This window comes from Bacillus ndiopicus (assembly GCF_000612805.1).
In the GTDB taxonomy this organism is placed as follows: Bacteria; Bacillota; Bacilli; order Bacillales_A; family Planococcaceae; genus Metasolibacillus; species Metasolibacillus ndiopicus.
The window spans coordinates 13,157-37,126 of the sequence record NZ_HG964404.1; the positions used below are offsets into that span (position 1 = coordinate 13,157).

The window sequence follows — 23,970 nt, forward strand, 5'->3', positions numbered from 1 at the left end:
TAAAAACTGAAGCAAGGCTTGGAGTAGCACATCGGATTATATATGATGATGTGACGGGATCTCCCGTTATAGAGAAACAGTATGTTTGTACTGATAGAGGCATATTTAGCGATAATTATGCGAAATAGGGTGGCAACACGTGTCGAAAAGTCGATTCCGTCCCTAAGATGAAAATCTTAGGAGGTGGAATTTTTTTATTTTAAAATAAGGAGGCGGCTTGATGACACGGATGAAAGTCTATTTACTAATCAGTTTATTTATTGCTAATATCGGGGAATGGGTTTATTTTATAGCATTAAATTTGATTGTCTTGGCAATTACAAATTCTCCAACGAGCATCACCATTCTTTATATGTTCGTTCCAATTGCTATGCTATTAACGAATAGTTGGGCAGGCTCTTTAGTTGACCGAGTAAATATAAGGCGGCTTCTTATTTATCTGCATCTTGCAAGGGCTGCGCTAATGCTTATTTTAGTAACAACTACTCATATGATGACAATCTATGTAATAACATTATTCATTCAAATATTTACAGCGATCTATTCAAATGCAGTATTTGTTTATTCAACGAAAATTATTTCTGAAAGTGAGCAGCAACGCTTTAATGCCTGGAGGAGTATGACACAATCCTCAGGCTTTATATTGGGCCCAATGATTGCTGGCTGGTTTTTCTTTATTGGCACAGCGAATCTAGCCATTATTGCGAATGTCATTTCGTTAATTATTGCTGTATTTTTACTTAGCAAATGCCCAAATACAATAACTAATAATAAAACGGGGCGTGAGCGAATAACGTTTAACACAGTTAAAGCTGATTGGAATGTTGTGTATTTATATGCCCAAAAGCATCTTTACATTAGTTTAATTTTCGTTATGAATGGCTTTTTTATTGTATGCTTAACTGCAATTGATTCACTGGAAGCAGCCTTTGCAACAAGAGCTTTACATTTATCAGAAAGTACCTATGGGTTGCTTGTTAGTTTGGCTGGAATAGGATTTATTGCTGGTTCGATTTGTAATATAAAGTGGTTACTAAAGCCAATATCAGCGATGTTTTATGGAGTTTTATTTTGTAGTACAGGCTACTTAATATACGGACTAGCAAATAATTGGTGGGTAGTGGGAGCTGGATTTTTCATTTTATCATTTGCTAACAGCTTTGTGAATGTTGGTTTTACTACATATATTCAAAAAGCGTTACCAACTGCTATTTTAGGAAGATTTACAGCCATTTTTAGTTTAATTGAAGCGATTGTTACAATTGCTGTATTGCTACTGTTTAGTATAGGTACACAGTTAGTATCATTACGCGCCTTAGTGTTAATTGGTATCTCCTTATTGTGGGGATTAACATTTTTCTATGGGGCTTATTACGTGAAGCATCGAAAGAATAAACTAAATCGAGTGATTAACTGAGCCAAGTATTCTCGGAGAATTTTGGTATACTAAAGTATGAGGTGAAAATTGTGCGAGTACAGTTACCAAAACTATTAAAAGATTTTTTAGTATATTTAACAACCATTACAGGAAAATCACAGCGAACGCGTAAAGAATATGAATACGACCTCATATTATTTTTTAGATTTTTAAAGGCAATCGAGCAGGATATTCCTATAGCGGATTTACAAAAAGTAGACATTTCTGATGTCACAGTTGAAACGATAAAGGAAATAACGCTTGAAGACTTATATTTATTTATGGAATATTGTGAAGTGCAACGAGGGAATTCGCCGGCTGCACGTGCACGTAAAGTGGCGACATTAAAATCCTTTTTCAAATATTTAAAAGGCAAGCGTCGTCTAATAGAAGATAACCCCGCAGATGAATTAGAAACACCGAAAATCGGTAAAAGAACACCTGTCTATTTGAATTTACAAGAGGCGCAGCAGCTAATTGCAGCAACGACAGCACAGCATTATAGCGAGCGAGATTACTGTATTGTGATGTTTTTCTTAAACCTAGGTATTCGAGTAACAGAGCTTTGTTCGTTGAATTTACAGTCTATTCAGGGGCAAAATATTACGGTTATTGGGAAGGGCAATAAGGAAAGAACAGTGTTTATGAATGAGCGTTGCTATGAAGCGCTTCAGCAATATTTACCGACACGCCATAAATATAAGGGAAATGATGCTGAGCCACTTTTTGTATCCCAGAAGGGGACACGCTTTGCAAGGCAATCTATCGCGAAAATAATTAAACAATTGAATGCAACAACATTGAATAAAGAAAAGCTTTCGCCGCATAAGCTGCGTCACACGTCCGCAACACTAATGTACCGCGCTGGAGCAGATATTCGTAGCTTGCAGCATATATTAGGACATTCAAGTGTAGCAACGACACAAATTTATACGCATATTGAGGACGAACAAATTCAAGAGGTTATGAAAAAACATCCATTAAATGATTTAAGCTAACAAAAAACAAACTTTATGAATCGGTCATAAAGTTTGTTTTATTTTTGCTCTAAGACGGCGGGATTATTCATATTAATTACCCGCTCGCACTGTGCGTGCCTGTTCCGCGAATGAAACTAACTGTTCTTGAGATAACTGCATTACGTAAAAATGAAAATTAACAGGTTCAATCCCAAATTGCTCACATTTCTCTAAGTAATGCTCATAACCTTCACGATACATTGACATAAATAACACTCCTTTGTATTATAACAGCGTAAACTTTATAAAATTAATATAGTACAGATAAATTACCTTGTCAACAAAAATTATCGGAAAATTCACAGGAATAAATAAGTTTACATAATATAATTATCGTAATATTAGTGCTCGATATTTTTTCGAACTCTATGTTTTGTAGGTTTATCACCAAAAGCATTGGCTGGTAGAATATAATGTTATTTAAAGAGAGAAATATGCTCATTTGCTCAGACTTTCTATAAAAAATGAAGCCTCAGTGAATTGCGTTGCGATTGACTCACTTTCCACGGGACATAGATTTGCGATAAGTAATCGCGGAAACACACGATTCATCTTCACTACAATCAACTGTAGAAAGCCTAATAATCAAGGAGTGTAACTAAAAAATACGCACATAAAACTTATTTTTTACCATGATCTATCTAAGAAAATTTATTTGATTAATAGTTAACATTACATATACCTCTCTTTTTGTTGAAGAGAGAAAGCCTTGTTTGTAGATTGTTCCACAATAAAAGAATTGAATTATTTCAAATCTTAAAAGGTTGAATCATGTATTTCGTTGCATAGAAGTTTTTTCTAGTTGATTGGAGTGGCGAATGCTCCTGCGATTACTCGTCGCAAAGCAAAGCCTTCCAGCAGGAACAGCACGAGCTAAAAATCCATTTATTTCGGCCGTAGCCGAAATAAATTAGTTGAAGCCGTGCCTGCGGAAAGCGTCCACCCGCCACGGAAATCAACGGCTTTTTTGCCTTTTCTATAAATAAAGAGGTAACGCCTCAAGATTGATTAAAATCAACTCAAAGTTACGATGTTGAACCATTTTGTATGCACAATCTACAATTTGTTACAAATATGAAAAGTCCAGTATTACAGTCGTGTTTTCCGTCTTGAAATCGCTATTGAATAGTAGAAAGGCAATAGATTATACTTATATATAGTGTATTTTGTCTTAATCTCGATTTTGGAGTAACTTATGAACGGGGAGAAACTTATAATGATGAATGACTCTCATATTTTAACGAATATGGAGCTTACTTATGAGGAGCTTAAAGATATAAAAGCGGCACTAGATCAATCAGCAATCCTTGCTGTTACAGATGGCAAAGGCATCATCACAAACGTGAATGAGCAATTTTGCCAAATTTCCAAATATAGTCGTTCTGAACTAATTGGACAAGATCACCGTATTTTAAATTCTGGACATCATTCGAAAGCTTTTTTTAAAGACTTATGGCGCACGATTGGCAAAGGGGAAACTTGGAGCGGGGAAGTTTGTAACCGTGCTAAAGACGGTACACTTTACTGGGTACAAACGACGATTGTGCCATTTTTAAACGACAAGGGGAAGCCGTATCAATATATTTCTATACGTACGGATATAACAGCTCAAAAAAACATAAAAAAATATACGCATTTTGCTTTCCATGATGATTTAACGGGGCTACCAAACCGCCGAAGTCTATTGAAAACTTTGGAAAAGGAAATGAAAATTGCTGAAAGAGATCAAACTCAATTCGCATTATTTTTTATTGATATAAATCGCTTTAAAAATATAAATGATGGGCTTGGACATAAAGTTGGAGACATGTTCTTACAAGCTTTTGCAAAGCGCTTAATAAATATTGATGAAGAAAAAGATGCTGTTTTTCGACTGAATGGTGATGAATTTGTCTACATTTTAAAAGATGTTTCACAAATTAAACAAACAGCACAAAAAATTGTGAATATTTGCAAAGAGAGCTTTAGTTTTTACGACTATGAGTTTTACATTAGTGTTAGCATGGGAATAAGTATATTCCCGGATCATGGTAACACAATCTCCAAACTGCTGCGCTGCGCAGATATTGCGATGTATGCTGCAAAGCAAAAGAGCAGAAATAGCTATGTGCTATTTGAAGCAAATATGAAGGGTATCGATGATCGGTGGCTGCATCTTGAAACAAAAATGCATCAAGCAATACGGGACGATGCCTTTGAGCTTCATTATCAACCGAAATATAATATTCAGGATAATTCAATGATAGGAATGGAAGCATTAATTCGCTGGAATGATGAAGAATTAGGCTTTATGCCACCAGATCAATTTATTCCATTTGCAGAGCATTGTGGTTTAATATCAGCTATTGGTGAATGGGTATTACGTCAAGCAACTGCTCAAATTAAAAAATGGAATGAAACATACAATAGCAATCTACGTGTTGCAGTTAATATTTCGCCAATTCATATTGCAGAAACAACTTTTATTTCACGATTAGAGGAAATATTAGAAGAAACACAAGCAAATCCACAGCATTTAGAAATCGAAATTACAGAAATGTCGATGATGGATTATACAGACGAGTTAATCGAAAAAATAAAAGAAATGAAAAAGATGGGCATTGAAATATCGCTTGATGATTTTGGGACAGGCTATGCATCATTAAGCTATTTGCGCCAATTCCCATTCGATGCATTAAAAATCGATCGTACATTTATTCAAAATATCCGAACAACTCAATCAGGTGAATCGATGGTAGCAGCAATCATTTCATTAGCACATGCATTGAATTTAAATGTTGTCGCTGAAGGTGTTGAACAGTCCGAAGAGTTAGCTGTACTTAAAAAACATAATTGTGAATCTGTCCAAGGTTATTATTTTAGCAAGCCGTTAACAGTAGAAAACTTAACGAAATTATTAGAAGCTATGCAATAAAATAAAAACGATGAGCACAGTGCTCATCGTTTTTTCTTATTCCATCAGTAATTTTTGAAGTTGCTGAAGTTCCTCTTCAGCAATAGAAGTACTGTATTCATGTAACAGTTGTAAATCTACTTTAATCGTGTCTTTATATGCTTCGTATAGAGGCACTGTTAAATGACGCAACACAAGTGGCACAGGATTTTTATGATTAAAGCGGTTCATATACTTCAACATGAAATCTTCAGACAACTGGCAGCTTGTATGCTCGCCAAGTGCTTCAAAATCAATAAATTTTATATGTGCTATTATAAAATCCTCTGCTAAATAAGGGTTGTATCGGCAAATTTTTGTCCAGTTTAATTTATTGCGATAGCGATGTAGCCAATGAGGCTCTAAAACAGCGCATAGCAAATCTAGTTGTTCCTGGCTTAATGAAGCGATTACGTCATCCATTTCTTTATTTGTTTTTCGTTTAAAGCCGTATTGATCATATTTTTGACAAGCTAATGATGGAATGCCTTTTACTAAATGCTCGCTGCCACTCCATTTATTTGGCCCAACATCATATTCGAAAAATTGTAAATCCATTTCTTCTTCAAACTCATCAAACTCGAAATAATTAACTTCTTCATGCAAATAGAAATTGTCATCTGTAATAAACTCTTCCACATTATGTGCAAAATCTTCATTTAACGGCACTTTACGTTGCTGTAAAAAATCAATCAAATATTGCTTAAAGGAGCTCGATAAACGATTTAACACAGGGTAATTATATTGCAATGTTGGCGCTAGCTGATCTAAATGTTCGATTAAATATTGCTCTGTTAAATATGGATTTGTTAAACAGAGATGCTCAAAGCTAATCGCATGTAAATAGGGTTCTAAATCATTTAAATGCATTTGTGCCGCGCGAGAACGCCATCCTATATACTGCCTAATAAAACGTTTGCTAAAGTGTGGATGCTGCTGCTGAATTTCAAGTACTTGCTTCATCGTTATTTGCTTGAGCGTAGGTTCAATAGTTGCCGGATTAAAATTTTCCGGAAAAGCTAATGCTTCAAATTCTTTTTGAATATCGTATTTTCGACGATTTACATGCGTAGGGAAGCTATACGAGCCAATCGAGCCACGTTCTTCTAATAATATATAAGCGAGCTCTTGTTTCTGATCACGCGTCAGTCGCACATGCTTTGGAAATTTCACTGAAGCAAAATACGTGACATTGGCCATATCATAAAAAAACTTATAATCACCTTCAGATGTATATTCATTATCCGAGGTATTGCGTCGCCAATATAACAATGCACCGTTTATAGGCTCATAATTTGAAAAAGTAATATTTGCGATAGAAAAAATATTATGTGACATCGAGTCATCATAAACAGCTTTTATAAAATCAATTTGTTTAATTTTTAGCATAACGAACCTCCTCTTCTTATTATATACATGAACTGTAAAAGGCATAGGGAAAAGCACTTATTTTTTATGAAAAAGGGCTACACTGAAAAAATAGATTTTTTACTGTAACTTAGGATTAGTTTAATAAAGCGCATGGTTTTTCAGCCTTTGTTTATATAAAAGACAAATAAGCCGTTGATTTCCGTTATGGGTGGACGCTTTCCGCAGGCACGGCTTCAACTAATTTATTTCGGCTACAGCCGAAATAAATGGATTTTCAGCTCGAGGCCAACACGATGTTGGTCATGGAGGCGTTGCCACAGGACGTGGCGACTTTAGCCTCCGTTCTTTTATTCATGGAGTCGCCACCCGCCACTCCAATCAACTAGAGATAGTTTTTATTCAATGAGATAGCTTAAAACACATCATTTAATAGCGGATACGTGAAAATAATAGCATCACATCTATCTCCTTTTAAGATTTGAAACAAATCAATCTTTTATTGTGGAATAATCTATATAGGAAATTTATCCTTTTCAATAAAAGGTGAACTATATGTAAGTTAACTATTGATATTGATTAAAAAGTTTTTCTTAGATAAGTCATGGTAAACAACTGATTTTTATATGCGTGTTTATAGTTAAATGCTTTGTTTACAAGATTTTTACCAGTTGATTGCAGTGAAGATGGCTCGAGTGCTCCTGCGGTTACTCGTCGCAAAGCAAAGCCTTCCTACGGAAAAGGCATAGCGGAAAATCCATTATTTTTCGGCGAGGAGCCGAAAAATAATTAGTTGGAGCTATGCCCCGTGGAAAGCGAGCCAATCGTAACGGAAATCAACTGGGTTTTAGCTTTATATAGAAAATCTAAGCAAATGAGCATTTAATCTCTTTAACCAAAATTGTATCAACCCGAACTTTTGGTATGTACTAAAAAAATAGATTAACAGGAAAAGCAAAAAAATATATGATAACATCATAGAATGAAAACCGATGATTAGTCAAAATTTCATTGTATAGTTTGCGTGCTAATAAGAACAAGGAGGAATGCGAGCGTGTTTAAACTATTTAAGTATTTAAAACCTAGAGAATGGACGCTTATTTCTATCAGTATCGTCTTAATCGTGGGACAAGTGTGGCTTGATTTGAAGCTACCAGATTACATGGCTAAAATTACAACACTTGTGCAAACACCAGGAAGTGCAACAAATGAAATATGGCGAGCTGGGGGCATGATGCTGTTATGTGCTCTGAGCAGTACAATACTAGCCATTATTGTCGGTTATTTTTCTGCGATGGTTGCTACATCTCTTTCAAAAACATTGAGAAAAACCTTGTTTGAAAAAACTTTATCCTTTTCAATGCAGGAAATAAATCGTTTTTCAACAGCAAGCTTGATTACACGCTCCACAAATGATATTGCACAAATCCAGCAAACGGTTGCTATTGGGCTGCAAGTCATGATAAAAGCACCTATTCTTGCAGCTTGGGCAATTGGTAAGATTGCCGGTAAGAATTGGCATTGGTCTATTGCAACAGCAGTAGCCGTGATTGTCCTACTAATTATGATTAGTACACTGATTATCTTCGTTTTACCGAAGTTTAAAATTGTCCAAAGATTAACGGATAATTTAAATCGTGTGACAAGGGAGAGCTTAATGGGCATCCATGTTGTGCGTGCTTATAATGCAAAGCAGTATCAGGGAGAAAAATTTGCTGCGGCTAACACACAATTAACGAATACCAACTTATTAGTAAACCGATTAATGGCGATTATGCAGCCTGGGATGGGACTGATTATGTCTGGGCTCACGCTGTCGATTTATTGGATTGGAGCGCATTTAATTATGGATGCGGCGCAAGGGGAGAGAATTGGTTTATTTAGTGATATGGTCGTTTTCTCAGCCTATGCCATGCAGGTTGTCATGGCCTTCATGATGCTTGCCATGACCTTTATTTTAATTCCGCGGGCCTCTGTATCTGCAGGACGTATAAATGAAGTGCTATTAACACCTTTCTCGATTACAGATGGCGATATGGAGACATCTCCTAACGGCCAAAAGGGAGAAATTGAGCTACGCAATGTTAGCTTTAAGTATCCAAACGCAGAGGACTATGTTTTAAAGGATATTAGCTTTACCATACATAAAGGGGAAACGGTTGCCTTTATAGGCTCTACAGGCAGTGGTAAAAGCACACTAATCAATTTGATTCCTCGTTTTTATGATGTAACAGATGGTGAAGTATTAATAGATGGAATCAATATTAAAAACTATACGCTTGAAGCGCTTCACAATAAGCTAGGCTATGTTTCTCAAAAGGCAGTCCTTTTCTCAGGGACAGTAAAATCTAATGTAGCATATGGCAGCACAGCTAGTAGTGAAGGTATCGAGAAGGCGATTGACATTGCGCAAGGGAAAGAATTCGTTGAAAAAATGGAAGGTACCTATGATGCATCGATAGCACAAGGGGGGACAAATCTTTCTGGTGGTCAAAAGCAACGTCTTTCTATTGCAAGGGCAGTAAATAGAAAGCCTGAAATTTTTATTTTTGATGATTCGTTTTCAGCACTAGATTATCGAACAGATCGTCAGCTACGCTCCACTTTAAAAAAGGAAACAGCAGGAGTGACAACGCTTATCGTTGCACAGCGTATCGGTACAATTAAAGACTGTGATAAAATTATCGTCTTGGATGAAGGGAAAATCGTTGGAATGGGCAAGCATGAAGAGCTATTACACTCTTGCAAAACATATCAGGAAATTGCCTATTCGCAGCTGTCGAAGGAGGAGCTAGAAAATGACTAAAAGAAAAGCGAAAAATAGTTCTGAAGAGCAGCAAAAGCATTTTAAGCAAGCTTGGGGTCAGTTAATTGCCTATTGTAAACCTTATTTACCTGCCATCTTCTTTGCACTTATTTTGGCGGTTATCGGTACGATTTTCACGATTATAGGTCCTGAGAAGCTAAGTGATATCACAGATTTAATCGTAGACGGAATGATGGGCAAGATGGATATTGAGGCCATCGGAAAAATTGGCGTTTTTCTTGCAATTTTGTATGGCCTAAGCTTTGTTTTTAATTATATTCAGTCCTTTATTATGGCGACAATTACACAGCGCATTTCGAAAAAATTGCGCAATGAAATTTCACATAAAATCGATAAATTGCCACTAAAATATTTTGACTCCACAACGTATGGTGATGTGTTAAGCCGTGTCACAAACGATGTGGATACGATTGGTCAAACATTAAATCAGAGCATCGGCTCATTAGTAACGGCCTCTGTAATGTTTTTTGGCACATTAATTATGATGTTTTCCATTAATGTGACGATGACCGTATCGGCCGTTTTAGCGACTATTGTAGGCTTTGTGCTGATGATTTTTATCATTTCTAAATCACAAAAATATTTTATGCGTCAACAGGAGGATTTGGGTAAAATTAATGGCCATATTGAAGAAATGTATTCTGGTCATGATGTAGTAAAGGTGTATAATGGCGAAAAAGAAGCAAAAGAAACATTTAACGAAATTAATGAAAGATTGTTTAACAGTGCTTGGAAATCGCAATTTATGTCAGGTATGATGATGCCACTCATGATGTTTATTGGAAATTTCGGCTATGTTGTTGTTTGTGTGGTAGGTGCTGCGCTCGTAGTAAAAGGCTCTATCACATTTGGCGTTATCGTTTCCTTTATGGTGTATATTCGCTTATTTACACAGCCTTTATCGCAATTGGCTCAAGCTGCCACAAGCTTACAAGCAACTGCCGCAGCAAGCAAGCGTGTTTTTGAGTTTTTAGGGGAGGCAGAGCTAGAGGATGAGAGTCACAAAAATGCTTACTTAGAAGCGAAGAATGTAAAAGGCAATGTGGAGTTTAAAAATGTTCAGTTTGGTTATAGCGCTGACAAGCTAGTAATTAAAGATTTTTCGATTGCTATTCAAGCAGGGCAAAAGGTCGCTATTGTAGGTCCGACAGGTGCTGGGAAAACAACCCTTGTGAATTTATTAATGCGCTTCTATGAAATCAATAGCGGAGCCATTATGATTGATGATGTACCAATACAATCCATTACACGCGAAAATGTACATGAGCTATTTTGTATGGTGCTACAGGATACATGGTTATTTGAAGGAACGATTAAAGAGAATATTATTTATAACAAGGAAAATGTTACAGATGAAGAGGTCATCGCAGCGTGTAAGGCAGTTGGCTTAAATCACTTTATTAAAACATTGCCTGATGGCTATGATACGGTATTAAACGATAAGGCAAGCCTATCTGTTGGACAAAAACAGCTACTGACTATTGCAAGAGCTATCGTCAAAAAAGCACCGTTACTAATTTTGGATGAAGCAACAAGCTCAGTAGACACACGCACAGAGGTGCTTATCCAAGAAGCGATGGATAAATTAATGGTTGGAAAAACCTCCTTTGTTATCGCACACCGACTTTCTACAATTAAAAATGCAGACTTAATTTTAGTGATGAAAGACGGCGACATTATTGAAAGTGGTAATCACGAAGAGCTACTAGCACAAAAAGGCTTCTATGCAGATTTGTACAATAGTCAGTTCGAGGATGCCTCATAACATGCTGTAGGGCTGTTCGAAATCTACATTTTCGGACAGCCGTTATATTTGAAGGAGTAGATTACTATGCAAGCAAAATATTTAGCATTCAGTGAATTTGGGGAGCCTAAAGAAGTATTGAAGATCCACAATACAATGATTGAGCCACCTGAAAGCAATGAAGTTTTAGTACGCATGTTAGCAAGACCGATTAATCCTTCCGATTTAATACCAATTAGAGGTTCTTATGCACATCGAATCCCTTTACCTTTTATTCCTGGCTATGAAGGTGTGGGTATCGTAGAGGCGGTAGGAGCTTCAGTATCTCAAAACCTTATCGGCAAGCGTGTTTTACCTTTAAGAGGAGAGGGAACTTGGCAAGAATATGTCAAAACTTCTGCAAATTTAGCCATTCCTATCCCAAGTACGATAGATGATTTTACAGCGGCACAAATGTATATAAATCCAGTAACCGCATGGGTGATTTGTACAGAAACTTTAAAGCTTAAATCGACAGATGTGTTATTAGTAAATGCTTGTGGCTCGGCCATTGGACATGTTTTTGCGCAATTATCGAAAGTATTAGGCTTTCGTTTAATTGCCATTACGCGTAATAATACATATACAAAGCAATTATTAAAATTAGGTGCTACATATGTGATTAACACTTCTGAAAACCGCTTACATGAAACGGTTATGGCTTTAACTAATGGTCGAGGGGCAGATGCGGCGATTGATTCAATTGGTGGCGTGCCTGGTACAGAATTAGCATTTTGCTTACGACCGGATGGACAATTTTTAACAATCGGGCTACTATCAGGCATTCAAGTAGACTGGGGAAAAATTGCGAAGGAAGCGCAAGCAACAGCTGCAATATTCCATTTACGTCATTGGAATAAAGGTATATCCATTAACCACTGGCAAAACACTTTCCAGCAGTTGATTTCATTAGTGGAAAGAGAACAATTATCTATGATGCCAGCAATCGCCACGTATGATTTGACACAAGTAAAAGAGGCTGTACATCATGTAGAAACTGCACAAAATCGTATGGGGAAAGTTTTTTTAGTTTAAGATAAATAAAACAAGACTGTTCAGAAAGTCGAAAATGTCTTTAAATATCGTGAAATCTCTTTTTAAAAGTGAATGCAAAGACGTTAAATCCAGTGTTTTCAACATACGCAAAAGAAATCATTACTTTTTTAAAGGGTGAGTATTTCAACAAAAAGCACAAAGTTGTCTGAAAAGTGGGGGGAGGCTACTTTTCAGACAACCTCATTTTAGTTGAATAATTTAACTCATTCTAAGCTTGAGAATTTGGCTAAATCATTGCTCTTTCCTATCGTAATTAGCAAATCTTCATTTTTTAATAATTCATTTGGGGAAGGGGGAACAACAATTTCACCATCTCTAATTATTGCAATAATACTTACATTGTATTTAGCTCGAATATCAAGGTCTTTTAGATTTTTCCCTATCATTTTTGAAGGAATCAAGATTTCTTCGATATTGTAATCCTTTGATAATTTAATGTAATCAAGTACATTGGGGGAAAGCAATTGATTGGCAACCCGTTCGCCCATATCTCTCTCAGGATAAATAATCCAATGTGTCCCAATTGCTTCTAATACTTGACCATGTCTTTTACTCACCGCTTTTGCTATGATTTTTTTTATACCTAGATTTTTAAGCAGCATAACTGTTAAAATACTCGCCTGCAAATCATTACCAATGGAAACAATCACACAGTCAAAATTTTTAATACCTAAAGAAGTTAGTGCTTTTTCTTCAGTAGAATCTGCAATCGCTCCATGTGTTACATAAGGCTCTGCATCTTCAACACTCTCTTCGTTAATGTCGATGCCTAACACTTCTTGTCCTGCTTCATGCAATCTTCTTGCTATACTTGTGCCGAATCTCCCTAAACCAATTACAGCATATTGTGTTGTAGCCATACTATATTCACTCCTAATTTAAAAATTAACCAATCATTATATTGCCCTTTGGACGTTTGAATGCATCCTTTCTTTGGTTTTTAGAGATAGCAAATCCGAGAGTTAAAGGACCTAATCTGCCTATAAACATTGTCAAAATAATAAAAATACGGCCTATAGGGGAAAGCTCAGGTGTTAGTCCCATTGAGAGGCCAACTGTCCCAAATGCTGAAGTTGCTTCAAACAGATACATTATAAATGCATGACCATGTTCTGTTATGCTTAGTAAAAATGTCACTATTACAACAATCATTAAGCCACTTATAACAACTGTTAACGCTTTTAATATCGTTGCTATGACAATGCGATGTCTAAATATCACCACTTCTTCTTTCCCTTGTAGTTGCGAAAGGGCCGTTACCATTAAAACTGCAAAAGTAGAAAGCTTAATACCGCCAGCAGTTGAACCTGAGCCACCACCAATAAACATAAGGAAGATGGTTAAGAACAATGTTGCGTGTGTTAAATCAGAAATCGATAATGTATTAGCGCCTGCTGTTCTTGGTGATACACTATGAAACAATGCACCAAGGGCTTTTCCTACAGCAGATAAAGGTCCTAATGTTTTGTCATTTCCGTACTCAAATAAGAAAATTAAAAAGGATGCACCGACTACAAGAATAAGCGTTGTACTCAATATAATTTTTGTGTGGACAGATAGCCTTTTAGTCTGACGATATTCATATAGTTCATTTACGACAATAAAGCCTAGTCCACCTAATAGTATAAGCACACATATAGTCAGTACTACTATTGGATCATCCACGTAATTCGTAAGACTTTTGAATTCGCCCATTAAATCGAAGCCTGCATTATTAAAAACTGAAATAGCATGGAAAATGCCATAATAAATTGCTTGTTTCACAGGCATATCAAATGAGAAACGAACCGCTAAAAGGGTAGCACCAATTGATTCAGTTAATGCAGTAAAAATCAAAATTCTCTTCACTAGTGTTGCCAAATCTTCCGTGGAAGTGGTATTAAAAGCCTCTTTCAGTAACAGTCTATCTTTTAAAGAAATTTTCTTACCTAAAATGATAAATATAAATGTTGCAAAGGTCATAAAACCTAAACCACCAAGTTGAATTAGTGATAAAATCACAATCTCCCCAAATGTGGAAAATGTATCTCCAGTATCCACAACGACAAGCCCGGTAACACACGTAGCAGAAGTAGCTGTAAATAATGCATCTAAAAATGGAAGACTTTCCCCCGTCTCTGTTGCGATAGGTAATGTTAATAAAATAGTGCCAATTAAAATTAATACGGCGAAGCCTATAACAAGAATTTTTGATGGATTAGGACTTTTATTACGATTTTTCATCATGTTCTCCTTTGTGTTCAATAAAGCTGATTTTCCAATGCTGTATTTATCCTGTATTAACAGGCTGTACTTTTGCGACGAGTAACCGCAGGAGCAGATATTTTTTGCGACGAGTAACCGCAGGAGCACCAGACCTCAACTCTAAAGCATCACATAAAATCAAGATATTTAAGTAAGGGATCGACAGCCTGTAAAAATCCGATTGGTAGTTTCACTTTATTTGATTATTCCCCCTGAATTCTCTGCTTATCCTTTTTACAGTGATAATCTAAATAAAAAACACTAAGGCAAGCATTACTCAACAACAATAGCAATGCTTGCCTTAGTGGTCTTTAGGATAACATCCCCTCTACGTATATAGAATTAATCCAAAAAAAATGGTTCCTCCGTTCTCAGACAACTGAGATTAGATATTAAATTTCTGAAATACAGGAGTTATTCTATTTCACTCATTTTCATTAATAAAAATAGTAATTTCTTCAAGGCAAAATCCACAAATACTTTATATTCCCTCTTGATACATGGTCAAAATTTCTTCAGCCTGCTTGCGCAAGCCATCTATTAATTCCCTCGGTTCTATAATTCGTGCATGACCACCGAGTCTAAAAAATAGTGGTGTTATAAATCCAAGTTCGCCCTCATCAATAATAGTATCGATATATCCTGTTTCATCTTTTTGTGTGATGACGAAACCGTCAAAATACGGAACGCTTTTACATTGGCGCACGCCTTCCATTGTTAAGTGTACATGTAAGCGAATAGGCTTTTTTATTTCACGATAATCAAACCATTCCTCTAAATTCATGAATTCCTCTTCGCTATTTTCAGTTGATAGAATTGCATGAATGCGATCTACCCGATGCAATAGTATTTTGTTCTTATCATAATCGTAAGCAGGCAAATACCATAATCCATCATGAGCATAGACACCGATAGGGCGAATATGCTTTGTTTTCAAACCCGATTTCGATTCATATTGAATGTGTAAAGTTCTATTCTTGATGGAATGCTCTAAAATATCTTTTAATAATGGCGCATCAAGTGTTCTTTTAGGGTTCCAAAAAGCAATATAGGAGCGAATTTTATCTACTTTTACTTTAGCTTCACTTGGAAGTGAGCTATATAATTTATGTGCAACTGAGGCAGCTTCAGTATCAAAGGGCAAATTGCGATAGTACTTTAAAGATTGAAAGGCAAAGAAGATGGAAACAGCTTCTTCCTCCGTAAATAAAATAGGCGGGAGAAGTCTGCTTGTTAATACCGTATAGCCCCCGTTTCGCCCCTGCTCAGCATAAATAGGCAATCCCATATCACATAAATCTAAAATATATCTGTGTACGGTACGCACAGATATACGAAATTCATCTGCTATTTCCTGTGCTGTAAATTTTCTTTTAGCAGAAGCAAATATAAGGATATCTAAGAGACGTTTTGCTTTTGACATTTTTCTCACCTTTTTTATTTAATCATGACATTACTTGTCATGTTTTATAGTTAGTATAGTTTATACCTTATAATATTATCAATAAGGAAATTTATAAAAGGAGATGGACGTATGGCGCGTGAAATTATTTTATATATTGCTGCGAGCTTAGATGGGTTTATTGCAAAAGAAAATGATGATTTACAATGGCTAGAGGAGACACAAGGGGAAGGTGACGCAGGTTATGCAGAAATGTATCAATCCATTGATACGGTCATTATGGGGAAAAGAACTTATGATTACGTATTGGAACATATAGATGTCTTTCCATATTCAGATAAAAAATGCTATGTCTTCTCCACTTCTGAAGAAGGTTCTAATGAATATGTAGATTTTGTCAATGAAGACATAATAGAGTTTACAAAAAAGCTTAAAGAACAAGAAGGCTCTAAAATATGGATGGTTGGTGGTTCAAATATACTTGATTCGTTTATTAAAGAAAATTTAATTGATGAGTATATTATTACTGTTACACCACATATACTAGGCTCTGGCATTCCTATGTTTAAAGAAAAAAACCCTGAAATAAATTTAGTTTTACTAGAAACTAAGCGTTATGGGCAGTTTGTGCAAATGCATTATAAAAGAACCTAAAAAATGTAGAGCTGAAATAAATAGATAAAAGACTTTATGAAGATATCCTCATAAAGTCTTTTGGTTTTTCTGGATTAATATGTGATTTAGGTCTACATCAGTGCTCAAATAAAAAGCTCAAAGTTCATATTATTTGATGCTTTGAAGAAGAGCACGGCTATTATTCTGACATGATAAATTTATGTTGCAAATGCAACAAAATTAAATTATAGTGACTATATAGTATTTTGTTGCATTTACAACAAAAAATCATAAGGGAGGTTGACGATGGCAGAAATTCTTCGTGAAATTGGCATGATTGCTAGAGCATTAGATTCCATCAGCAATATCGAATTCAAAGAATATAACTTAACTAAAGGCCAGTATTTATACCTTGTGAGAATATGTGAAAACTCGGGCATCATTCAGGAGAAGCTAGCTGAGATGATTAAGGTAGACCGAACAACAGCAGCCCGTGCTATTCAAAAATTAGAAATGAATGGCTTTATAGAAAAAAGAAACGATGAGCAAAACAAAAAAATAAAAAGGCTTTTTCCAACCGACAAAGGAAAATCGGTTTTTCCTATCATTAAAAGAGAAAATGATTATTCAAACAGTGTAGCATTAACAGATTTTTCTGAGGAGGAAGCAGCACTTATTTTCCAGCTCCTTAAAAGGGTACGAAAAAACATAGAGGTTGACTGGGAACTTGTCAAGAAGGGCTATAAGAGAAACTACTAACGATAAAGGGGAAGCATTATGACAATCAAAATTGAAAAGTGCAAACAAGATGATTTAAAAAAGCTACAGAGCGTGAGTATTGAAACGTTTTATGAAACATTTAAAGATCAAAATAGCGCTGAAAATATGGAGGCATATTTAGCAAAAGCGTTTAACGAGGAGCAGCTAAAAAAGGAGTTGGCTAACCAATTATCAACGTTTTACTTCATTTATGTTGATGGAGAAGTTGCAGGATATTTAAAGGTTAATATCAATGAAGCACAGTCGGAACAAATGGGCGATGCATTTCTTGAAGTTGAACGAATCTATATTCAGAATCGCTATCAGGGGCAAGGTCTCGGCAAATCATTGATGGATAAAGTAATAGAGCTGGCTACAACACAAAATAAAAAAAGTATTTGGCTAGGTGTTTGGGAAAAAAATGAGCCTGCAATTAGCTTTTACAAAAAAATAGGCTTCGTTCAGACCGGCGCACATTCCTTTTATATGGGCGACGATAAGCAGACAGATTGGATTATGACTAAAGTGCTTGAATAGAGCAAAGAAAAGGGATTTTCTTATTAAGAATAGTGATGTGAGTAATCACAAAAATAGCTGTAATCATGATTGTTCCACTAAAAAATAATCACCTAATAGCTAAAATAGGTGATTACTCTTTTCACTTCTAATCATTCTTTTTTTGAAAAGTACTTGGCATTAGGACAAGTACTATTGTACCTTTTGCACAAAGAGTATCCTCTGCGTAAACTTCTGTATCAACCTTCCACCTTTTCGGATGAATTTCCTCAACTGTCCCAACAGCTTTTAATGGAACTTGCTGCGGTGTTGGTTTCAGAAAATCTACATTGAGGCTAGCCGTTACAAAACGTGGTGCTGCTGTACCATCACCAATTTCATGCCCATTTTTACGATGCAGGGCAAGTGCAGCGGAGCCTGTACCATGGCAATCTATTAAGGATGCGATTAACCCACCATATATAAAGCCAGGAATACCCATGTATTTTGATTCAGGTGTAAAGATTGTCACCGTCTTTTCCCCTTGCCAGCCAGTTCGCAGGTGGTGCCCGTCTTCATTTAGTCGCCCACAGCCATAACACCAAGCGAAGTCATCCGGATAAATATCTTGAATTGCTTTTTCTACTACAAACTCTTCCATTCTTCCTTTTCCTCCTAAACAATCATGTTACGTTCTCTAATTAATTATTCTCTGTTTATCAGTAAAAGTCAAAATATTCTTTTAATCAATTATCACAACTATATTCAGGTTGTTGAAATACAAATTAATGTGAAACTGCAACAAGGAAAATAACGCCCGAGAAAATATAAAGTATCACTGATTTAAAAGGCTTTAGATTTTTACTTTTCATTCAAAAACATGTTGTGCTACATGCAGAAATTCCTTTACTGCGGGAGAAGCATTTTCAATGGATGGGCATGCGAGTGCAACTTCGCGGTTGTTTCGGATATTTAGCTGGCTAATTTTGATGTTTTGCTGCGTCTTTAAAAATAGTTCTGGTCCAATAGTGACACCAAGTCCTTCCTGTACCATATTGGCAATTGTAGTACAATCATGCACCTCAAAACGGATAGACGGCTTCATTTGTGCTTCTTCGAATAACGCTTCTACATGAGATTGATACATTCCCGTTGGCATAATAAAAGATTCCTCTAGTAAATCATCCATATCTACCGTTTCTTTGACACAAAATCGATGCTCTGGATGGTAAGCTACCACCATATTGTCTTTTATTAAAGGAACCAAATCGAAGTCTGGATTTGATTTTCCTACTACGACAAACTCAATATCGATAATTCCTGAGCTAAGCCATTCTGTAATTTCTTCGTAAGTTCCTTCGTAAAACTTAAATTCTATTTTAGGATGCTTCTTTTGAAATCTAGCAAGTAACTTAGGTAATAAGCAGGATGAGGCACTGGCAAACGTACCAATTCGGATGACACCACTTTCTAAATTGGTTGCCAATGCAATTTCTTGATTGATGCTTTCCATTCTTTTTAATATTTCTCTAATATGCGGCAGGACTTTTTGCCCCACTTCTGTAAGGGCTATCCCTTTTTTGCGGTCGCGTATTAATAGTGGCACATCTAATTCAGATTCTAAACTTGCCACAGCATGACTTACTGCCGATTGCGTCATATTTAATTTTTCAGCTGTTTTTGTAAAGCTTCCAAGTTCAACTACTTTCGTGATAATTTCAAAACGCACAAAGCTCATGAGTAATTACTCATCTCCTTAATTAAAAATATCAATTTTACTTATGTTAACACGGGTCTTACAATAAATACAATGTTCGGTTAAGGAGAGGGGAAACAAAATGAAAAACAATATAAATCAACTTACGATAATACTTTTAGCTCTCGGGGCTTTTGTAACAGGAACAGCGGAGTTTGTTGTTTCGGGAATTTTAGAACTAATCTCTTTTGAATTGGATGTCTCTATTTCAATAGCTGGTCAGTTAATCACGATTTATTCTCTATCTTACGCGATTGGCGCACTGGTACTAGTTTTGTTAACATCTAAATTCAATCGCAAGAAAGTAATTTTATATGCTATCTTCACATTTATTTTAGGCAATTTAGTTGCATTTTTCAGCTATAATTTTGCTGTTCTTATGTTATCGAGAGTTATTATGGCTATGAGTGGGGGACTGTATATTGTTGTTGCCACTAACTATGCTGCTCAAATTGCAGCTCCAGAAAAAAGGGGTGGTGCTATGGCAACTGTTATTACAGGTTTTACTGTTTCATTAGTACTTGGTGTGCCTATCGGGACATTTTTAGCTAGCTATTTTGACTGGTATTACATTTTCCTTATTATTGCACTCGGTACAGCGCTGTTGTTAGTAGGGCTTTATAAATTATTACCAGCTATTGATAGCAATGAGTCACTGCCATTTAAACAACAGCTACAAATGATAAAAGATAAACGAGTTCTTGCTGGTTTAATGACAACGATTTTTTGGATTTTAGGATATACTATGGTATTTGCCTACATTGCTCCATTATTAAGTACTACTGCTGATTTTTCTATAAAGATGACGAGTATCGCATTGTTTGTTTTAGGTTCATTTGCTTTTATTGGTTCACGCTTTGGGGGTTATGCAGTAGATAAATGGGGACCAAATCGAACGATATCTATTAGCCTGTCTGTTCACATCGCTGCTTTACTTTTACTAACATTCACGCAGTACTCAACCTTAGGTGTATTTATCACATTGGCTATTTGGGGAATAGCAACATGGACAACGACACCAGCAAAGCAATTTTATTTAATATCATTAAAGCCGCAGTCATCTGAAACGGTGTTGAGCTTTAATACCGCATTAATGAATGTTGGAATGATGTTGGGGTCAGCTTTGGGAGGAATTATTATCCAATATATGAACATTGTTCACTTAAGCTGGATTGCTGGAATATTTGTAGCAATCGCGCTTATCTTTATCAGATACTCATTCTACTTGAATAGTATTCGAAATTAATTGTTGACTGTTTGGTACAAAAAATATATTCTATTAATGAAAGGAGGGGGGAAGATTGAGTAAACGTGGTAGACCAAGGGAGTTTAATTATTCCTCCATTGTTGATGTTGCAATGAAAACGTTTTGGATAAAAGGGTATGAAGCTTGCTCTACACAAGATTTGTGCAGTGATACAGGGCTTGGGAAAGGAAGTTTATACAATACTTTCGGCAGTAAGCATGAACTGTATCAACAAGTATTAGAGCGCTACCATGAAATTGGGATTAGGGAACAAACGGAATTATTAGAAGCCCCAACTCCAGTGAAAGAACGGTTAAGTAATTTTTTTCAATGGGCATTGAAAGAGGACTTTGAGAATATTGACCAAAAAGGGTGTTTATTAATCAATGCTGGCGTGGAGCGAGCAAATAACGATTCAATGGTTCAAGAAGTTTTTTCTAGACATGTTGAATTCCTTAACCAAGCTATAAAAAAAGTAATGGAGGAAGGATTGGAAACTGGTGAAATTGCTAAAAAGCAACCAGCCGAGGAATTAGCTAGTTTATTTTTAAGCAGTTATTATGGTTTCCGTGTGCTGAATACTTCGATGCAAAATCGGATGCTGGCTGAACAAATTATGAACGGAACGTTAGAATCTATTTTCGGCGCTTAATGCGCTCTTTTTTAGAAAGGTTTTTGTACCGATTGTTACAATAATAAATTTAGGAGATTTTTTATGCCATCAATTATTTATTTACTAGCTTTAGCGATTTTTTCTATGACTACTTCAGAGTTTATGGTTGCAGGTATGATGAACGAGCTTGCCCTTGCATTTCAGGTTTCTGTTTCATCTATTGGCTATTTAATTACAGCTTATGCAGGGGCAATGGTGATAGGAGGACCTATTTTAACTGCCATTCTCTTACGAATACGCAGTAAACAAGCATTATTGCTTTTAATATTTGTATTTTTAATTGGTCAATCACTTGGGGCTATTGCTTGGAATTATGATATTATGATGATTTCACGTATTATAACGGGTATCGCTTCATCTTCAGCTTTTGGGGTTGCGATTTCCTATTCTGCATCATTGGTGCCTCCTAATTCAGGGGGGAAAGCGGCATCGATTGTACTTGCAGGTTTAATGATCGCAACTGTAATAGGTTTACCTATAACAACTGTTATTTCGCAATATTTTGGCTGGCGGACGAGTTTTTGGGCTGTTGCTATTTTAGTTCTTGTTTCAGGGATTATGATTCAATGGTTGCTACCATCATCATCCATTAAAGAGCAACTTAATTGGAAAGACGAGCTGATACATTTTAAGAATAGACATCTTTGGGCAGCGTACATAACAAGTATGTTTATCATTGGCGCTACATTTGCAGCATTTAGTTATTTCACGCCTATTTTTACAAATGTCACGGGCTTTTCAAGTGCGAGTATTCCATATTTACTTGCCCTCTATGGGAGTGCCACGGTAATTGGCAATATAGTAATTGGTAAGTTTGCAGATAAATTTACAATGAAAATACTGACGGGTGGATTGACCATATTAATAATAGCTATGTCTTTATTTGCTTTAGGTGCAGAAAATAAATATATTGCGGTTATTTCTACTGTTTTTATTGGTTTAACTGGAGTAGCATTGAATCCAGCCATGATTGCCCGAGTTATGAAAACAGTTAAAAACGGAGCGATGATAAATACTGTTCATAGTTCTTTTATTACGCTTGGTGTTGTTATTGGCTCGTCACTAGGTGGACTAGGAATTAGTAAAGGATACGGCTTTGTATCTCCACTATGGATTGGCGTTTGTTTAGCTATCCTAGGGTTAATTTCATTAATTCCATATTTACGCAAAGAAAAGGCATGATAAGAGATTTAAATAAGGGGAGAGAAGGTCGCTCTATATAATTTTCGAGTGACAATTTCGACCTTTTTTCATGTAGAAACGATGGTTGATTGGGATAGCTTTTTAGTCGAAGTTCATTATCATTACTTTTTCAAATATGAAATAATTAAAGTATAATAGGTGAAGGTTGCGCAAAGATTATTTCAAATGGTTTAGATGAAGGATGATTTTAAACATGTATATTACTAGAGAGAAGTTAGAAAATCGGCAAATTTGGCTATACGCTATTTCTCTATTATTTGGAGGAGTTTTAGGTATTACAAATAAGGAATTTGGATCAAGCTTAGATTGGATTATTTCGCCACTTATAGCCATTCTTATGTATGCGATGTTTGCTCAAATACCATTTTTAAAACTGCGTGAGGCAATGAAAAATTTCAGATTTATGATGGCATTGCTAATAGGGAATTTTATCGCCGTCCCTATCATTGTCTGGATTTTGACGATGATATTCCCGCAATCTCCAGCCATTTTATTAGGTGTTTGTTTAGTTTTACTTACACCATGTATTGATTATGTCATCGTCTTTACTCAACTTGGTAAAGGTAACGAAAAATTAATGTTAGCCTCTACACCTATTTTGTTCGTCGTACAAATGATTTTACTTCCATTGTATTTATGGCTATTTATCGGTGAGGAAATGGTAGCGATTGTTCATATAGGGCCATTCTTAGAAGCTTTTTTATTATTAATCGTTATGCCACTAATAGTAGCTTTGCTTACTCAATTATGGGCTAACAAGAAAGCAATAGGTGAGAAGGTACTGGATTTCACTACATGGTTACCCGTTCCATTTATGGCTATCGTGTTAATTGTGGTAGTTGCTTCTCAAATTGGTAAAGTATATCGCGATTTCGAGATAATTGTTGGTGTAATTCCAATCTATATTTTATTTTTAATTATTACTCCGTTTGTATCACGTTTTATCGCATATGCGTTCAAATTAGATACGGGTGCAGGCAGGGCATTAATTTTTAGTACAGGAACAAGAAATTCCCTTGTCGTTCTTCCTTTAGCGCTAGCTTTACCAGAAGGGTGGGCAATGCTTGCCGCAGCGGTCATCGTCACGCAAACCATTGTGGAGCTGATAGGAGAGCTATTCTATATCAAGGTTATACCTGGGCTACTAATGAAAGGGTAAAAGAAGGATTATTTCT

At 36.0% G+C, this 23,970-nt stretch carries 20 protein-coding genes and 1 other annotated feature (1 of these 21 running past the window's edge); of the genes, 13 read left to right on the top strand and 7 right to left on the bottom strand.

From position 1 onward, the window contains the following. Nucleotides 1-167, top strand: a binding site (T-box leader); it begins 77 nt to the left of the window's first position. A 53-nt stretch (nt 168-220) separates the two neighbouring features. Both TY13_RS04775 and TY13_RS04780 read left to right on the top strand, forming a co-directional pair. Then, on the top strand, nt 221-1,417 hold the full coding sequence (locus TY13_RS04775; RefSeq protein WP_052344222.1) for an MFS transporter: 1,197 nt from the start codon (nt 221-223) through the stop codon (nt 1,415-1,417). A 50-nt stretch (nt 1,418-1,467) separates the two neighbouring features. After that, nucleotides 1,468-2,415 carry a tyrosine recombinase XerC gene (locus TY13_RS04780; protein ID WP_407637705.1) on the top strand — a complete coding sequence of 316 codons (948 nt, stop codon included), beginning with the start codon at nt 1,468-1,470 and terminating at the stop codon, nt 2,413-2,415. A 72-nt stretch (nt 2,416-2,487) separates the two neighbouring features. Here the strand turns inward: TY13_RS04780 and TY13_RS04785 are convergent, their stop codons facing one another. Further along, on the bottom strand, nt 2,488-2,643 hold the full coding sequence (locus TY13_RS04785) for a transcriptional regulator (protein ID WP_042472527.1): 156 nt from the start codon (nt 2,641-2,643) through the stop codon (nt 2,488-2,490). Between the two features lie 1,009 nt (nt 2,644-3,652). Between TY13_RS04785 and TY13_RS04790 the strand changes: the two genes are divergently transcribed. After that, nucleotides 3,653-5,350: a putative bifunctional diguanylate cyclase/phosphodiesterase gene (locus tag TY13_RS04790; protein WP_081796921.1), complete on the top strand. Its 1,698-nt coding sequence runs from the start codon at nt 3,653-3,655 to the stop codon at nt 5,348-5,350. A gap of 36 nt (nt 5,351-5,386) precedes the next feature. Here TY13_RS04790 and TY13_RS20840 read toward each other — a convergent pair whose 3' ends face one another. Further along, entirely contained in the window at nt 5,387-6,757 is a 1,371-nt protein-coding gene (locus TY13_RS20840) for a hypothetical protein (protein ID WP_042472533.1), read from the bottom strand. 1,033 nt (nt 6,758-7,790) lie between these two features. On the opposite strand from TY13_RS20840, the gene TY13_RS04800 reads away from it, so the two are divergent. The 3 genes from TY13_RS04800 (at nt 7,791) to TY13_RS04810 (ending at nt 12,381) form a co-directional block, all read left to right on the top strand. Beyond that, nucleotides 7,791-9,542 (top strand): ABC transporter ATP-binding protein, encoded by a 1,752-nt coding sequence (locus tag TY13_RS04800; protein WP_042472536.1) that lies wholly within the window; start codon nt 7,791-7,793, stop codon nt 9,540-9,542. Beyond that, nucleotides 9,535-11,328, top strand: coding sequence for an ABC transporter ATP-binding protein (locus tag TY13_RS04805; protein ID WP_042472539.1), 1,794 nt, complete (start codon nt 9,535-9,537; stop codon nt 11,326-11,328). Before TY13_RS04800 ends, TY13_RS04805 begins: the two co-directional genes overlap by 8 nt. Nucleotides 11,329-11,394: 66 nt before the next feature. Next, nucleotides 11,395-12,381, top strand: coding sequence for a zinc-dependent alcohol dehydrogenase family protein (locus tag TY13_RS04810; protein ID WP_042472542.1), 987 nt, complete (start codon nt 11,395-11,397; stop codon nt 12,379-12,381). A 224-nt stretch (nt 12,382-12,605) separates the two neighbouring features. On the opposite strand, the gene TY13_RS04815 is transcribed toward TY13_RS04810, so the two are convergent. The 3 genes from TY13_RS04815 to TY13_RS04825 all read right to left on the bottom strand — a co-directional run bounded on the left by TY13_RS04815 (nt 12,606) and on the right by TY13_RS04825 (nt 16,069). After that, on the bottom strand, nt 12,606-13,262 hold the full coding sequence (locus TY13_RS04815) for a potassium channel family protein (protein WP_042472545.1): 657 nt from the start codon (nt 13,260-13,262) through the stop codon (nt 12,606-12,608). Nucleotides 13,263-13,287: 25 nt separating this feature from the next. After that, nucleotides 13,288-14,664, bottom strand: coding sequence for a TrkH family potassium uptake protein (locus tag TY13_RS04820; protein WP_407637710.1), 1,377 nt, complete (start codon nt 14,662-14,664; stop codon nt 13,288-13,290). A gap of 463 nt (nt 14,665-15,127) precedes the next feature. Further along, nucleotides 15,128-16,069: a helix-turn-helix transcriptional regulator gene (locus TY13_RS04825; protein ID WP_042472551.1), complete on the bottom strand. Its 942-nt coding sequence runs from the start codon at nt 16,067-16,069 to the stop codon at nt 15,128-15,130. Between the two features lie 111 nt (nt 16,070-16,180). Here TY13_RS04825 and TY13_RS04830 point away from each other — a divergent pair, with 111 nt between their 5' ends. The 3 genes from TY13_RS04830 to TY13_RS04840 all read left to right on the top strand — a co-directional run bounded on the left by TY13_RS04830 (nt 16,181) and on the right by TY13_RS04840 (nt 17,959). Further along, on the top strand, nt 16,181-16,702 hold the full coding sequence (locus TY13_RS04830; RefSeq protein ID WP_042472553.1) for a dihydrofolate reductase family protein: 522 nt from the start codon (nt 16,181-16,183) through the stop codon (nt 16,700-16,702). 267 nt (nt 16,703-16,969) lie between these two features. Further along, a complete protein-coding gene (locus TY13_RS04835) occupies nt 16,970-17,422 on the top strand; it encodes a MarR family winged helix-turn-helix transcriptional regulator (protein WP_042472556.1) in 453 nt (150 codons plus the stop codon). 18 nt (nt 17,423-17,440) lie between these two features. Beyond that, on the top strand, nt 17,441-17,959 hold the full coding sequence (locus tag TY13_RS04840) for a GNAT family N-acetyltransferase (protein ID WP_042472559.1): 519 nt from the start codon (nt 17,441-17,443) through the stop codon (nt 17,957-17,959). 127 nt (nt 17,960-18,086) lie between these two features. Here TY13_RS04840 and TY13_RS04845 read toward each other — a convergent pair whose 3' ends face one another. Together TY13_RS04845 and TY13_RS04850 are read right to left on the bottom strand one after the other, a co-directional pair. Continuing rightward, nucleotides 18,087-18,578 carry a PaaI family thioesterase gene (locus tag TY13_RS04845; RefSeq protein ID WP_042472562.1) on the bottom strand — a complete coding sequence of 164 codons (492 nt, stop codon included), beginning with the start codon at nt 18,576-18,578 and terminating at the stop codon, nt 18,087-18,089. Between the two features lie 207 nt (nt 18,579-18,785). Further along, the gene (locus tag TY13_RS04850; protein ID WP_042472565.1) at nt 18,786-19,655 is read right to left on the bottom strand and encodes a LysR family transcriptional regulator; all 870 of its coding nucleotides are present in this window, start codon (nt 19,653-19,655) and stop codon (nt 18,786-18,788) included. Between the two features lie 100 nt (nt 19,656-19,755). Here TY13_RS04850 and TY13_RS04855 point away from each other — a divergent pair, with 100 nt between their 5' ends. The 4 genes from TY13_RS04855 (at nt 19,756) to TY13_RS04870 (ending at nt 23,954) form a co-directional block, all read left to right on the top strand. Next, on the top strand, nt 19,756-20,919 hold the full coding sequence (locus tag TY13_RS04855; RefSeq protein ID WP_042472568.1) for an MFS transporter: 1,164 nt from the start codon (nt 19,756-19,758) through the stop codon (nt 20,917-20,919). A 55-nt stretch (nt 20,920-20,974) separates the two neighbouring features. After that, complete coding sequence (locus tag TY13_RS04860) at nt 20,975-21,571, top strand: TetR/AcrR family transcriptional regulator (RefSeq protein ID WP_042472571.1); 597 nt, start codon at nt 20,975-20,977, stop codon at nt 21,569-21,571. A 63-nt stretch (nt 21,572-21,634) separates the two neighbouring features. After that, nucleotides 21,635-22,774 (top strand): MFS transporter, encoded by a 1,140-nt coding sequence (locus TY13_RS04865; RefSeq protein WP_042472575.1) that lies wholly within the window; start codon nt 21,635-21,637, stop codon nt 22,772-22,774. Nucleotides 22,775-22,988: 214 nt separating this feature from the next. Then, nucleotides 22,989-23,954 carry an arsenic resistance protein gene (locus TY13_RS04870; protein ID WP_042472578.1) on the top strand — a complete coding sequence of 322 codons (966 nt, stop codon included), beginning with the start codon at nt 22,989-22,991 and terminating at the stop codon, nt 23,952-23,954. The last annotated feature ends 16 nt before the right edge of the window (nt 23,955-23,970 follow it).